The sequence below is a fragment of the Cytobacillus oceanisediminis genome (assembly GCF_022811925.1).
GTDB classification, from domain to species: Bacteria; Bacillota; Bacilli; order Bacillales; family Cytobacillaceae; genus Cytobacillus; species Cytobacillus oceanisediminis_D.
This window is the reverse complement of record NZ_CP065511.1, coordinates 253,674-268,564: the sequence shown is the minus strand read 5'-3', so window position 1 is coordinate 268,564 and position 14,891 is coordinate 253,674. Positions and strand designations below refer to the sequence as shown.

The window sequence follows — 14,891 nt, the reverse complement described above, 5'->3', positions numbered from 1 at the left end:
TCAATTCTCCTTACCAGCCGCGCTCCTGCATACGAGCTTCAGGAGCCAATGAAGAAATTTCAATTCCCTTCATCGGTGTGCCAAGTTCTTTTGAAAGTTCAGCAATTAATTTGTAGTCCTGGTAATGTGTAGTTGCTTCCACAATGGCACGTGCAAATTTCGCAGGGTTTTCAGATTTGAAGATACCTGATCCTACAAACACTCCGTCAGCACCTAGCTCCATCATTAGAGCTGCATCTGCAGGTGTTGCAACGCCGCCTGCTGCGAAGTTTACCACTGGAAGGCGTCCAAGGCTCTTGATCTCCAAAAGAAGCTCATATGGCGCTCCCAGAAGCTTAGCTTCCGTCATTAATTCATCTTCGTTCATGCCGACAACCTTGCGCACCTGTGCATTCACCTTGCGGATATGGCGGACAGCTTCAACGATGTTACCTGTTCCAGGCTCACCCTTTGTTCGAAGCATGGAAGCACCTTCGCCAATACGGCGTGCTGCTTCGCCTAAATCACGGCATCCGCAGACGAACGGCACTGTGTAGTCTCTTTTATTTAGATGGTATTCTTCATCAGCAGGAGTTAAAACTTCACTCTCATCTATGTAATCGGCACCCATCGCTTCAAGCAAACGAGCTTCTACAATATGGCCGATACGAGCTTTTGCCATTACCGGGATTGAAACTGCACCCATTACTTCTTCCACAATACGCGGATCTGCCATGCGTGCCACACCGCCAGCTGCACGGATATCAGAAGGAACGCGCTCAAGTGCCATAACTGCTACTGCACCAGCTTCTTCTGCGATTTTTGCCTGCTCGGCGTTAACAACGTCCATAATAACGCCGCCTTTTTGCATTTCTGCCATTCCCCGTTTAACACGATCTGTACCTGTCTTCATGTTTATCCCCCTTCGTAAATACCATCTGCTTTGGATGGGTTAAATATTATGATAAAAATAATTTTTCAAAAAAAGGAAAATAAATTATTTTACTCGGAATTTTCCCTATTGAAAATATGCAATGAAAAAGGGCTCCTGTCAAGACAGGAAAGCCCTTTTTCTTAAAACCAACCTTTTACAGTGGAGGAAACACTTCCCCAAACATCTCCGAAGAAACCGCCGATGCTGCGCATAGTCAGCACGAACCAGTTGGCTTTTTCAACACTTTCAGCGGCTACAACATCCACTTGGATATTGCCTTTTCCTTTATCGGACAAGAACTCAAGCTTGCCGTCTTCTTTGGACTCAATCGTTAAGTAGCCGATTTTTTCTCCTTTTTTAATAGGAGCGGTCAATTCGCCATTTTCATTTAATTTCTTTTTATCCAGAACAAGAACGGGCTTAAAGTTTTCCTTTTCCCCATTTCTCACTACCATTTCGATTGCCTCTTTAGAAGAAATTTTGACTTTGTCTTCTTTCCCTTTTATAACAGGCACTGTTTTCTGGCCTTTCACCTGATAATTGGCAGGAACGATTTCTTCTTTTGTGAAGTTGCTGAAACCAAAGTCGAACATTTTCTTAGTTTCATCGAATCTGGATTTATAAGTAGCCTGGCCATTCGCACCTTTCGCGTTCATGACAACACTGATGTAGCGGTTGCCGTCTCTCATGGCAGTACCTGTGAAGCAGTACCCGGCAAAGTCAGTAGTACCCGTTTTAAGGCCATCAGCACCTTCATAGCCATATACTAGCTCCGGAAGCATCCAGTTCCAGTTTTCCATTTTAATTTCATCATCTGTACCCTCTCTGAACGTCTTTCTAGGGGTACTTGCTGTTTCCAATACTTCAGGGAATCGGTTAATCAATTCTTTGGCCAGCATGGCTGTATCTCTTGCTGACATCACGTTTTCATCTTCAGGGCCGCCTGCAGGAGGAGATCCCTTTAAGTCACGGTTGTTTAAACCGCTGGAATTCACAAACTTATATTCTTTTAATCCAAGCTCTGCAGCTTTCTCGTTCATCATTTTAACAAAGTTAGTTTCTGAACCGGCAATTGTTTCTGCAATCGCGATCGTTGCACCATTTGCAGAGTAGATAGCCATTGCTTCATACAATTCACGGATATTGTATTTGCCGTCTCTTCTTAATGGGACATTTGATAGATTGCGATCCTGTGAAACTTTCCAAACATATTCACTTACTGCATATTCCTGTTCCCACTTCACTTTACCTTCTTCAACTGCTTCAAGAAGCAGGTATTCTGTCATCATTTTAGTCATACTGGCAATGCCCAGTACTTTATCCGCATTTTTTTGATATAAAATTTTTCCGGTCTCTGCATCTACTAAAATAGCAGCATCTGCATTGATATTTAAGATATCTTCTGCATGAGCTTTATTTATACCAGGTAAAAGACCTAATATCATGACCAAGGCAAGGAATCCAGCGATAGACTTACGGTACAATGTTTTCTTCAATTTTACTGCCCTCCAACGTTTTAATACACTTTTGTTATTTTATCATAACTCCGATGCAAAGAATAGATAGAGTAATTACCTATTCCTGCCTCTCTGGTGGCATGTTTGGCCCACTGGTATGCATTAGTATTTTCCTAGGTTTGATTCCCGGGTATTTTAGGATAAATGATGACTCTGTTAAACTGGCTGATGATTTCCACTGCAGGATGCTAAAAACAGCCATCATCCTTATCAGAGACGAAAAAAAAGCAGAAAAGGTTTCCCTCTCCTGCTTTGTATTCGTTATAGTGAGTAGTTTGGCGCCTCTTTTGTGATCTGCACATCATGCGGATGGCTTTCTCTTAGTCCCGCGCCAGTCATTTTGATGAATTGAGCATTTTCACGAAGCTCGTGAAGGTCTTTTGTTCCGCAATAGCCCATTCCTGAACGGATACCGCCGACAAGCTGATAAATGGTATCAGCTAAAGGCCCTTTATAAGCAATGCGCCCTTCGATTCCCTCTGGAACAAACTTTTTATTATCTTCCTGGAAGTAACGGTCTTTAGAACCTTTTTCCATGGCTGCAACAGAACCCATTCCTCTGTATACCTTGAAGCGGCGCCCCTGGAAAATTTCCGTTTCGCCAGGGCTTTCAGAAACACCGGCTAGAAGGCTTCCAAGCATAACGGCATGTCCGCCTGCTGCCAATGCTTTCACGATATCGCCTGAATATTTAATTCCACCATCAGCAATGATTGATTTGCCATGCTTGCGTGCTTCAGTTGCACAATCATATACAGCTGTGATCTGCGGTACACCTACGCCTGCGACAACGCGTGTTGTACAAATGGAGCCAGGTCCGATTCCCACTTTTACGATATCAGCACCCGCTTCAATCAAATCCTTTGTCGCTTCGGCTGTTGCAACGTTTCCGGCAATAATGGCGAGATCCGGATAAGTGTTCCTGATTTCGCGTACGGTATCAAGCACGCCTTTTGAATGCCCGTGTGCTGTATCCACAACGATGACGTCCACATGTGATTTAACAAGCATTTCAACACGCTTCATCGTGTCGCCGGTTACGCCGACCGCTGCACCTGCCAGCAGGCGTCCGCGCTCATCTTTTGCCGAGTTAGGAAACTCAATTACTTTTTCAATATCTTTAATGGTAATTAAACCTTTTAAAACACCTTCATCATCCACTAGCGGCAATTTTTCAATTTTATGCTGCTGCAGAATTTTTTCAGCTTCATCCAATGTAGTTCCAACTGGAGCTGTTACAAGATTTTCTTTTGTCATCACATCGGAAATTTTTATCGAATAGTCCTGAATGAATCGGAGGTCACGGTTAGTCAAAATGCCAACAAGCTTCTGTTCCTCAGTATTATTGACGATTGGCACACCGGAAATCCGGTACTTGCCCATTAAATGCTCTGCGTCAAATACCTGCTGTTCTGGAGTTAAGAAGAATGGGTCAGTAATAACGCCGCTTTCTGAACGCTTTACTTTATCCACCTGATCAGCCTGCTGTTCAATGGACATGTTTTTATGGATAATTCCCAAACCGCCCTGGCGCGCCATAGCGATCGCCATTTCAGCTTCAGTTACCGTATCCATTCCGGCACTGATTACTGGAATGTTGAGTGCAATCTTTTCAGTCAAATTTACTTTGAGGCTGACATCTCGAGGAAGCACCTCTGATTTAGATGGAACCAGTAAAACATCATCAAAAGTTAAACCTTCTTTTGCAAACTTAGTTTCCCACATCTTTTTTGACCTCCTGGACTCGAAAATATTATTAGTAGGTTATCAATTGGACAAAATACTGTCAAGGACGGATTAATATGTTGGATTTTTCAAAAGATTCGGAGGTTTCGCTGTGATACATTCATTTGACCTTAAAAACTCCTTTTTATACTTCTTTTCTGCGAACACGTCGCAGGAATTTTTAAAGAAATGCTACCAAAATCAAAACCTGGATCATGCTGAACAAAAGAGCTATGAAAACAGTTACCCTTTTATATACTATCTAGAACACGGACAAGTATACTACGAGCAGGCAGAGAAGGCGCCATTGGTTATCAAGCCGATTCTCTTTTTTTATGGACTTGTTCACCTTGTGAAGGCCTGCATACTGACAGTGGATCCTAATTATCCGGAGACCACTTCTGTTTTGGCACATGGTGTTTCCACCAGAAAAAGAAAAAAGCAGCAATACAATTTTTTTCAGGACGAAGTGAAATTTCAAAAAAGCGGGCTTTTCCCTTATATGGGAGAAAAATTGTTCCACATGAAACATTTGGAAGGCGAAAAAACAACAATGGGGGAGTTATTTGGGCAGATTCCAGAGCTTAATTATTTGTACAGCCAGACAGAGGGCCGAACTACTTTTCTCGAAGCAGAGCTGGAAAAGGATGTATTCATTTTGCCAAATATAATCCTTGATCGCTTTCATATGACCGAGTCCCGCTTTGTTGAATATCTGCAGTCAAAATCAGACTTTAATATAAGTTTTCAGGAATCAGCGGATTCACAACTTAAATTTTTTACAAAAAACCTGAATACATATAATTTCAAGCCGTTAAGATATAGCCCTGATACTGGAAAGTTTTTCTTCCCGCTGGCTAAAGACGGCCTGATTGATTTTCCTGAACTTCTTATTCATTTCCTGCTGCTGTATAACTTAAGCATGATTGCCCGCTATGAAACAGAATGGTGGAGCGAACTCATCAAAATGATGCCGAATAAAGACTATCCTTTTATTCAAACATTTCTTCAAATTACTTCTGCAAAGGGACCATATTTGATTTATCAGTATTTGGCTGATAAGAAATATTAAGCTGGATAGGGACCAATGATCTCTTGTTCGTGTTTACCTGGAGTCTTTGCTGGCATTCAGGAGGGAGCGGAGTGGAAGGTTTTATTTGAGGCATTCCGTGGGGCTTATCTAGCATGTATTAAAGTTTATCGAACATTTAGCACAATTCTTCTTTGTAAAGAACATATATGGAAATTAATACAGAGGCGGAATAAGAAGTGGCGCATAAAATGAAAAAATGGCGCATATAGATATATTCCCTTAAAAAGGAAAGCCCGAAAAATATATTAGGATTCAGTAAATCAACCAAACACACAAAAAAGAGCACCCATCAGGTGCTCTTTCATATGCCCGGCAGCGTCCTACTCTCACAGGGGGACAGCCCCCAACTACCATCGGCGCTGAGAAGCTTAACTTCCGTGTTCGGTATGGGAACGGGTGTGACCTTCTCGCTATCGCCACCGGACTATTTGGTTTGAAGAAACTTCGTTCCCTCAAAACTAGATAATGCATGAAGAAGTGTTTGCCGAGTAATAACCATATAACTTGGTTAAGTCCTCGATCGATTAGTATCAGTCAGCTCCACATGTCGCCACGCTTCCACCTCTGACCTATCAACCTGATCATCTTTCAGGGATCTTACTAGCTTGACGCTATGGGAAATCTCATCTCGAGGGGGGCTTCATGCTTAGATGCTTTCAGCACTTATCCCTTCCGCACATAGCTACCCAGCGATGCCTTTGGCAAGACAACTGGTACACCAGCGGTGCGTCCATCCCGGTCCTCTCGTACTAAGGACAGCTCCTCTCAAATTTCCTGCGCCCACGACGGATAGGGACCGAACTGTCTCACGACGTTCTGAACCCAGCTCGCGTACCGCTTTAATGGGCGAACAGCCCAACCCTTGGGACCGACTACAGCCCCAGGATGCGATGAGCCGACATCGAGGTGCCAAACCTCCCGTCGATGTGGACTCTTGGGGAGATAAGCCTGTTATCCCCGGGTAGCTTTTATCCGTTGAGCGATGGCCCTTCCATGCGGAACCACCGGATCACTAAGCCCGACTTTCGTCCCTGCTCGACTTGTAGGTCTCGCAGTCAAGCTCCCTTGTGCCTTTACACTCTGCGAATGATTTCCAACCATTCTGAGGGAACCTTTGGGCGCCTCCGTTACTTTTTAGGAGGCGACCGCCCCAGTCAAACTGCCCACCTGACACTGTCTCCCGCCCCGATAAGGGGCGCGGGTTAGAATTTCAATACAGCCAGGGTAGTATCCCACCGACGCCTCCACCGAAGCTGGCGCTCCGGCTTCTCAGGCTCCTACCTATCCTGTACAAGCTGTACCAAAATTCAATATCAGGCTACAGTAAAGCTCCACGGGGTCTTTCCGTCCTGTCGCGGGTAACCTGCATCTTCACAGGTACTATAATTTCACCGAGTCTCTCGTTGAGACAGTGCCCAGATCGTTACGCCTTTCGTGCGGGTCGGAACTTACCCGACAAGGAATTTCGCTACCTTAGGACCGTTATAGTTACGGCCGCCGTTTACTGGGGCTTCGATTCAAAGCTTCGCTTGCGCTAACCTCTCCTCTTAACCTTCCAGCACCGGGCAGGCGTCAGCCCCTATACTTCGCCTTGCGGCTTCGCAGAGACCTGTGTTTTTGCTAAACAGTCGCCTGGGCCTATTCACTGCTCATCAGGGCTATGCACCTAATGAGCACCCCTTCTCCCGAAGTTACGGGGTCATTTTGCCGAGTTCCTTAACGAGAGTTCTCTCGCTCACCTTAGGATTCTCTCCTCGCCTACCTGTGTCGGTTTGCGGTACGGGCACCTTTTCCCTCGCTAGAGGCTTTTCTTGGCAGTGTGGAATCAGGAACTTCGGTACTAAATTTCCTCGCCGTCACAGCTCAGCCTGTGTGGTAACGGATTTGCCTCGTTACCGGCCTAACTGCTTGGACGCGCTAATCCAGCAGCGCGCTTACCCTATCCTCCTGCGTCCCCCCATTGCTCAAACGGTAAAGAGGTGGTACAGGAATATCAACCTGTTGTCCATCGCCTACGCTTTTCAGCCTCGGCTTAGGTCCCGACTAACCCTGAGCGGACGAGCCTTCCTCAGGAAACCTTAGGCATTCGGTGGATGGGATTCTCACCCATCTTTCGCTACTCATACCGGCATTCTCACTTCTAAGCGCTCCACCAGTCCTTGCGGTCTGGCTTCAACGCCCTTAGAACGCTCTCCTACCACTGACATCGTAAGATGTCAATCCACAGCTTCGGTGATACGTTTAGCCCCGGTACATTTTCGGCGCGGAGTCACTCGACCAGTGAGCTATTACGCACTCTTTAAATGGTGGCTGCTTCTAAGCCAACATCCTGGTTGTCTAAGCAACTCCACATCCTTTTCCACTTAACGTATACTTTGGGACCTTAGCTGGTGGTCTGGGCTGTTTCCTCTTGACTACGGATCTTATCACTCGCAGTCTGACTCCCATGGATAAGTCTTTGGCATTCGGAGTTTGTCTGAATTCGGTAACCCGATGGGGGCCCCTAGTCCAAACAGTGCTCTACCTCCAAGACTCTTACTACATGAGGCTAGCCCTAAAGCTATTTCGGAGAGAACCAGCTATCTCCAAGTTCGATTGGAATTTCTCCGCTACCACACCTCATCCCCGCACTTTTCAACGTGCGTGGGTTCGGGCCTCCATCCAGTGTTACCTGGACTTCACCCTGGACATGGGTAGATCACCTGGTTTCGGGTCTACGACCACATACTCATTCGCCCTATTCAGACTCGCTTTCGCGCTCCGTCTCTTCAACTTAACCTCGCATGTAATCGTAACTCGCCGGTTCATTCTACAAAGGCACGCTATCACCCATTAACGGGCTCTAACTACTTGTAGGCACACGGTTTCAGGATCTCTTTCACTCCCCTTCCGGGTTTTTCCCTCACGGTACTGGTTCACTATCGGTCACTAGGGAGTATTTAGCCTTGGGAGATGGTCCTCCTGCTTCCGACGGGATTTCTCGTGTCCCGCCGTACTCAGGATCCACTCTGGAGGAACGAAGTTTCAACTACAGGGCTTTTACCTTCTCTGGCCGGCCTTTCCAGACCTGTTCATTTACCTCGTTCCTTTGTAACTCCGTGTAGAGTGTCCTACAACCCCAGGAGGCAAGCCTCCTGGTTTGGGCTAATCCGTTTCGCTGCTACTCAGGGAATCGCGTTTGCTTTCTCTTCCTCCGGGTACTTAGATGTTTCAGTTCCCGGGTCTGCCTTCAATACCCTATGTATTCAGGTAAAGATCCTATCCCATTACGGATAGGGGTTTCCATTCGGAAATCTCCGGATCAAAGCTTACTTACAGCTCCCGAAGCATATCGGTGTTAGTACCGTCCTTCATCGGCTCCTAGTGCCAAGGCATTCACCGTGCGCCCTTTCTAACTTAACCTACTTCGGCCAATGATAAACGGCGAATCTCTGCGTCAGCTCCGTCATTGTGCTCCTCACGTACTCGTATGCTCCGGTGCTCGTTCGGTCGCTTCCTTGATCTTCTTGCTTCTCATTGCCCTCATGGTTTGTGCTCTTACTTATTTTTAAATAAGAGAAAAAAACTAAGATGGCGATTACTCGGTTATTGCTTCTTCATTAACATTATCTAGTTTTCAAGGAACAAAAAATAACGAATGGAATCGTTATGGTTGGTGGAGCCTAGCGGGATCGAACCGCTGACCTCCTGCGTGCAAAGCAGGCGCTCTCCCAGCTGAGCTAAGGCCCCATTATATGAGATGGTGGGCCTAAATGGACTCGAACCATCGACCTCACGCTTATCAGGCGTGCGCTCTAACCAGCTGAGCTATAGGCCCACATAATAGGTAAAGTATTAAAATATGAGAGATTGAACTCTCAAAACTGAACGAACAAAACGCGTCACGTTTCATGTAAATATCCTTAGAAAGGAGGTGATCCAGCCGCACCTTCCGATACGGCTACCTTGTTACGACTTCACCCCAATCATCTGTCCCACCTTAGGCGGCTGGCTCCAAAAGGTTACCCCACCGACTTCGGGTGTTACAAACTCGTGGTGTGACGGGCGGTGTGTACAAGGCCGGGAACGTATTCACCGCAGATGCTGATCCGCGATTACTAGCGATTCCGGCTTCATGCAGGCGAGTTGCGACCTGCAATCCGAACTGAGAATGGTTTTATGGGATTCGCTTAACCTCGCGGTCTCGCCTTTGTACCATCCATTGTAGCACGTGTGTAGCCCAGGTCATAAGGGGCATGATGATTTGACGTCATCCCCACCTTCCTCCGGTTTGTCACCGGCAGTCACCTTAGAGTGCCCAACTGAATGCTGGCAACTAAGATCAAGGGTTGCGCTCGTTGGGACTTAACCCAACATCTCACGACACGAGCTGACGACAACCATGCACCACCTGTCATCCTGTCCCCGAAGGAACGCCCTATCTCTAGGGTTGTCAGGAGATGTCAAGACCTGGTAAGGTTCTTCGCGTTGCTTCGAATTAAACCACATGCTCCACCGCTTGTGCGGGCCCCGTCAATTCCTTTGAGTTTCAGCCTTGCTACGTACTCCCAGGCGGAGTGCTTAATGCGTTTGTCGCAGACTAAAGGGCGGAAACCTCTAACACTTAGCACTCATCGTTTACGGCGTGGACTACCAGGGTATCTAATCCTGTTTGCTCCCACGCTTTCGCGCCTCAGCGTCAGTTACAGACCAAAGAGTCGCCTTCGCCACTGGTGTTCCTCCACATCTCTACGCATTTCACCGCTACACGTGGAATTCCACTCTTCTCTTCTGCACTCAAGTTCCCCAGTTTCCAATGACCCTCCCGGTTGAGCCGGGGCTTTCACATCAGACTTAAGGAACCGCCTGCGCGCGCTTTACGCCCAATAATTCCGGACAACGCTTGCCACCTACGTATTACCGCGTGCTGGCACGTAGTTAGCCGTGGCTTTCTGGTTAGGTACCGTCAAGGTACCGGCAGTTACCCGGTACTTGTTCTTCCCTAACAACAGAGTTTTACGATCCGAAAACCTTCATCACTCACGCGCGTTGCTCCGTCAGACTTTCGTCCATTGCGGAAGATTCCCTACTCGCCTCCCGTAGGAGTCTGGGCCGTGTCTCAGTCCCAGTGTGGCCGATCACCCTCTCAGGTCGGCTACGCATCGTCGCCTTGGTGAGCCGTTACCTCACCAACTAGCTAATGCGCCGCGGGCCCATCTGTAAGTGATAGCCGGAACCATCTTTCAGCTTTCCCTCATGTGAGGGAAAGAATTATCCGGTATTAGCCCCGGTTTCCCGGAGTTATCCCAGTCTTACAGGCAGGTTGCCCACGTGTTACTCACCCGTCCGCCGCTGACTTCAGGGAGCAAGCTCCCATCAGTCCGCTCGACTTGCATGTATTAGGCACGCCGCCAGCGTTCGTCCTGAGCCAGGATCAAACTCTCCATATAAGAGTTGATTAAGCTCATAAGTTGTCTTTTCAAAAAAGACTAAAGATTAACGTTGACGTTTTTGTTCGTTCAGTTTTCAAAGATCAATCGGTCGCTTGAGGCGACTTAATTAATATATCATTTCTGATAATCAATGTCAACAAGTTTTTTTATCTCATCAAATGATGATGTTCATCTCTTGCTGACTTGAATAAGTATACCAGCTCTTATCTATTAATTGCAAGCACTTTTTAATAGATTCTATATCTTTTTTTAAAAAATAAGGTCTGTTAAATTTGTCTGTTGTATTCAGCATCCAGCCTTAGCAGAGCTAATTAAAAAAAGACCGCGGTATGCAGTCATTTTAATACTTCATCAATAAATAACTGGCGGTTTTTCTCTAAATGAATTATGTCGCCGGTTTCCTCTAGTTTCACAAGCGGTCTCGTAGGTGATTTATCTTCTATAAAAAGTATTTCTGCAGTCTGGCCATCTGAGAGCTTCACCATGCTGCCAATGGAAAAGTTCATGATGCCGGAACCCAGCGCTTGAATGGATGGGATATCATATTTGCCGAAGCTATCCTGAATCAGCATTTCAAGCACTTTAAATGGAGATTGCTTCCGTCTGTAGAGCCTTTGGGAGGTCATGGCATGAAATGCATCCGCTGCCGCGATGATTCTACCAGCCTGATTGATTTTGCTGCCTTGTTCTCCAAACGGATAGCCGCTGCCGTCCAGCCGCTCATGGTGCTGGATAATACCGATCTTAGTGCTTTCTCTTAATAGAGATATATTTTGAACCATTTTAAAGCTAAGGGTTGAATGCCTTTTAATTTCTTCAAATTCTTCGGAGTTTAATGAACTGCTTTTATGCAGGATGGATGAGTTTATTTTCGCCATCCCCGCATCTGCCAGGCAGCCTCCCAGGGCAAGCTGCACAATTTCCCCCTTATTCAAACTCAGTTTTTTACCTATAAAAGCACTGATCATTCCCACAGCTACAGAATGCTGGTATAAATAATCTTCATTCGTAGAAAGATGATGCAGAGAGAAAATTCCGGAGGGGTTTTTATCCATTTTCTCAATCAGTGGAATCATAATGTTTCTTATTTTTGCAATATCCACCGGAAGGCCTGATTGCCAGGACATAAATTCTCTTTTGAAATTTTGAACGCCTGTTAAGAATGTATTTAAAAAACTTGATTCATTTGATTCTATTACTTCTTCAGCTTCTTCCAAGCTTCCGGCAGAAGCAAAAGGCTTTCCGTTAACCATGGTGGTTTCAACTTCTGCTTCATCAATCAGGAATATTTTCATAATATCCAGCAGTTCCTTCGTCAGCACTGTTTTTTGTCTGATAATAGGGCGATTCGTCAAGCTGAAAACATCTTCTGATAAAATACAGCCTTCTCTTAATTCCTGTATAGGTACACGCACCATATCCACACTCCAAATGTAATGAGTCTTTTATACTATTTTACATTATTTGGACAAAAAAAAGGAACACAAATCTGTGTTCCTTAAAAATTATTCTTCGCTATTATCTCCATTTACTTCTTCTTCAGGAAGTGAATCAGCATCTTCAAGAGGCTTTGTTAATTCTTCTTCATCTTTTTCCTCTTCTTTTTCAACTTTTGCAACAGTGGATACCGCTTCGTCAGCATCTTCATTTATGCGGATGAGTCTGACACCTTGCGTGTTTCTTCCCATAGTGGAAATATCGTTCACTGCCATACGGATTAGTACGCCGCCTGTTGTAATAAGCATAACGTCTTCTTCTCCTGTGACAGCTTTCATGGAAACGAGGCTTCCGTTCTTATCTGTGATGTTGCAGGTCTTGATTCCTTTACCGCCTCTGCCCTGAACACGGTATTCTTCGGCAGGAGTGCGTTTTCCATAACCGTTTTTGGTTACGATCAGAATCTGGCTGTCATCCTCAAGGACTTCCATGCCAACGACTTCATCACCTTCGCTTAAGTTGATTCCTTTAACACCAGTAGCTGTTCTTCCCATAGAACGAACATCTTCTTCAGGGAATCGGATCAGCATGCCATGGCTGGTTCCAATAATGATCTCCTTGCTGCCATCTGTCAGACGCACCGAAATTAATTCATCATCTTCGCGCAGATTCAGGGCAATTAAGCCATTATTGCGGATATTGGCAAAGGATGATAATGGTGAACGCTTGGAAATCCCTTGTTTAGTGGTGAAGAACAGGAACCAATCATCGGCAAATTCTTCAACAGGAATAATCGCATTTACCCATTCATCTTTGTCCACTCCAAGAAGGTTAATGATTGGAATTCCTTTCGCAGTACGGCTGAATTCAGGAATTTCATAACCTTTAGCGCGATACACCTTTCCTTTGTTCGTGAAGAATAGGATAGTATCGTGTGTGGAAGTGGTAATGAGGTGTTCAACAAAGTCATCCTCATTGGTTCCCATTCCCTGAATACCCCGGCCTCCGCGTTTTTGGGCACGGTAAGTCGAGACAGGAAGACGCTTGATGTATCCCTTATGAGTTAACGTAAGAACAATATTCTCACGCGGGATTAGATCTTCGTCTTCAATTTGTTCGATGCCGCCGGCAACTATTTCTGTACGGCGTTTATCGTTGAATCTCTCTTTTACTTCGGTTAATTCTTCCCGGATAATTTCCAATACTTTTTCTTCATCAGCCAAAATAGCTTTTAATTCGGCAATTAATGCTACAAGGCTTGAATATTCGTCTTCAATCTTTTCGCGCTCTAAGCCAGTCAAACGCTGCAGACGCATGTCAAGGATCGCCTGGGCCTGTTTTTCAGAAAGATTGAACTTGGTCATTAAGCCTTCACGTGCGATATCTGTTGTCTGAGAACTGCGGATAAGGTTGATTACTTCATCCAGATGATCAAGGGCAATCCTCAAACCTTCCAAAATGTGTGCACGGGCTTCTGCCTTTTTCAATTCGAATTCTGTTCTGCGGCGGATTACGACTTTTTGGTGATCCAGATAATGCTGCAGACACTGTTTGAGATTCAGAACTTTTGGCTGGCCATCTACAAGCGCAAGCAGGTTTATGCCAAAGCTTGTCTGAAGGGCCGTCTGCTTATAAAGGTTGTTCAGCAGAACATTGGCATTCGCATCTTTACGGACTTCGATTACGATACGCATACCGTTTCGATCTGATTCATCACGCAAATCGGTAATGCCATCAATTCGTTTATCCCGAACCAGTTCGGCAATTTTTTCAATCAGCTTAGCTTTATTCACCTGGTAAGGAATTTCATTTACAATGATAACTTCTTTTCCATTGGACTTCTGCTCGATTTCTACTTGGGCCCTTAATGTAATGGAACCGCGGCCTGTTTCGTAAGCTTTGCGGATGCCGCTTCGTCCAAGAATGAGACCTGCAGTCGGGAAGTCTGGACCTGGAATGATTTCCATGAGCTCCTGAACAGTGAGGTCCGGCTCCTGGCTGATGGCAAGTACTCCATCAATTACTTCACCAAGCTGATGAGGCGGAATATTGGTCGCCATACCAACGGCAATTCCAGACGTTCCGTTTACGAGAAGGTTTGGGAACCGCGCCGGCATTACGACTGGTTCTTTCTCAGCACCATCATAGTTATCCTGGTAATCAATCGTGTCTTTATTAATATCGCGCAAAAGCTCCATAGAGATTTTGGACATGCGGGCCTCAGTATAACGCATCGCAGCTGCAGCGTCACCATCGACAGAACCGAAGTTTCCGTGTCCTTCAACGAGCATATAGCGATAGTTGAAATCCTGAGCCATACGCACCATCGTGTCATATACTGCGGAGTCACCGTGCGGGTGGTATTTACCGATTACTTCCCCAACGATACGGGCCGATTTTTTAAATGGCTTATCAGAATGCATCCCTAAATCATGCATTGCATATAAGATTCTTCGGTGAACCGGCTTTAAACCATCCCGTACGTCCGGAAGGGCACGTGAAACAATTACACTCATGGCGTAGTCCAGGAATGATGAACGCATTTCCTGGCTAATATTTATTTCTTTTACTTGAGAATTCGGTGTATCGGCCATTTAAAGGAACCTCCTTTAAAGAGACGCAGGATGAACTGTCATCCGTTTGTCACTTCGTATAGCTGAAACCTGCATGGTCTTTCCATACAGATCCTGCTTTTTTTCATAAATTAGACGCACATGGGGCATTAAATAAAAAGAATAAACCAATTATGTAAAAGCAGGATAGAGAACCTCTAT

Annotated in this window: 6 protein-coding genes, 2 tRNA genes and 3 rRNA genes; 1 reads left to right on the top strand and 10 read right to left on the bottom strand. The window is 45.6% G+C overall.

What is annotated here, in order from left to right:
* Positions 1-10 precede the first annotated feature (10 nt).
* The 3 genes from pdxS to guaB all read right to left on the bottom strand — a co-directional run bounded on the left by pdxS (position 11) and on the right by guaB (position 4,155).
* Positions 11-892 (bottom strand): pyridoxal 5'-phosphate synthase lyase subunit PdxS, encoded by an 882-nt coding sequence (pdxS, locus tag IRB79_RS01310; RefSeq protein WP_053433282.1) that lies wholly within the window; start codon positions 890-892, stop codon positions 11-13.
* Between the two features lie 161 nt (positions 893-1,053).
* Positions 1,054-2,358, bottom strand: a complete 1,305-nt coding sequence (locus IRB79_RS01305; RefSeq protein WP_243509136.1) for a D-alanyl-D-alanine carboxypeptidase family protein — start codon at positions 2,356-2,358, stop codon at positions 1,054-1,056.
* Positions 2,359-2,691: 333 nt separating this feature from the next.
* Positions 2,692-4,155, bottom strand: coding sequence for an IMP dehydrogenase (guaB, locus tag IRB79_RS01300; RefSeq protein WP_243506429.1), 1,464 nt, complete (start codon positions 4,153-4,155; stop codon positions 2,692-2,694).
* Positions 4,156-4,267: 112 nt separating this feature from the next.
* Here guaB and IRB79_RS01295 point away from each other — a divergent pair, with 112 nt between their 5' ends.
* Positions 4,268-5,227 (top strand): YaaC family protein, encoded by a 960-nt coding sequence (locus tag IRB79_RS01295; protein ID WP_243506427.1) that lies wholly within the window; start codon positions 4,268-4,270, stop codon positions 5,225-5,227.
* 328 nt (positions 5,228-5,555) lie between these two features.
* On the opposite strand, the gene rrf is transcribed toward IRB79_RS01295, so the two are convergent.
* From rrf to gyrA, 7 genes are all read right to left on the bottom strand, one after another.
* A 5S ribosomal RNA gene (rrf, locus tag IRB79_RS01290) occupies positions 5,556-5,672 on the bottom strand.
* Between the two features lie 80 nt (positions 5,673-5,752).
* Positions 5,753-8,650 (bottom strand): 23S ribosomal RNA (locus IRB79_RS01285).
* A 251-nt stretch (positions 8,651-8,901) separates the two neighbouring features.
* A tRNA-Ala gene (locus IRB79_RS01280) sits at positions 8,902-8,977 on the bottom strand.
* Positions 8,978-8,988: 11 nt separating this feature from the next.
* Positions 8,989-9,065: transfer RNA gene (locus IRB79_RS01275), tRNA-Ile, on the bottom strand.
* An 89-nt stretch (positions 9,066-9,154) separates the two neighbouring features.
* Positions 9,155-10,677 (bottom strand): 16S ribosomal RNA (locus IRB79_RS01270).
* Together the 16S, 23S and 5S rRNA genes with 2 tRNA genes alongside form the textbook arrangement of a ribosomal RNA operon.
* 338 nt (positions 10,678-11,015) lie before the next feature.
* Positions 11,016-12,098 (bottom strand): HD-GYP domain-containing protein, encoded by a 1,083-nt coding sequence (locus tag IRB79_RS01265; RefSeq protein ID WP_243506425.1) that lies wholly within the window; start codon positions 12,096-12,098, stop codon positions 11,016-11,018.
* 87 nt (positions 12,099-12,185) lie between these two features.
* Positions 12,186-14,711 carry a DNA gyrase subunit A gene (gene gyrA, locus IRB79_RS01260; RefSeq protein WP_243506423.1) on the bottom strand — a complete coding sequence of 842 codons (2,526 nt, stop codon included), beginning with the start codon at positions 14,709-14,711 and terminating at the stop codon, positions 12,186-12,188.
* Between the last annotated feature and the right edge of the window lie 180 nt (positions 14,712-14,891).

Bases quoted from the DNA above. Each gene is read 5' to 3' on its own strand.
- pdxS (WP_053433282.1), bottom strand. From the start codon at position 892: ATGAAGACAGGTACAGATCGTGTTAAACGGGGAATGGCAGAAATGCAA.
- gyrA (WP_243506423.1), bottom strand. From the start codon at position 14,711: ATGGCCGATACACCGAATTCTCAAGTAAAAGAAATAAATATTAGCCAG.
- guaB (WP_243506429.1), bottom strand. From the start codon at position 4,155: ATGTGGGAAACTAAGTTTGCAAAAGAAGGTTTAACTTTTGATGATGTT.
- IRB79_RS01265 (WP_243506425.1), bottom strand. From the start codon at position 12,098: ATGGTGCGTGTACCTATACAGGAATTAAGAGAAGGCTGTATTTTATCA.
- IRB79_RS01305 (WP_243509136.1), bottom strand. From the start codon at position 2,358: ATGATATTAGGTCTTTTACCTGGTATAAATAAAGCTCATGCAGAAGAT.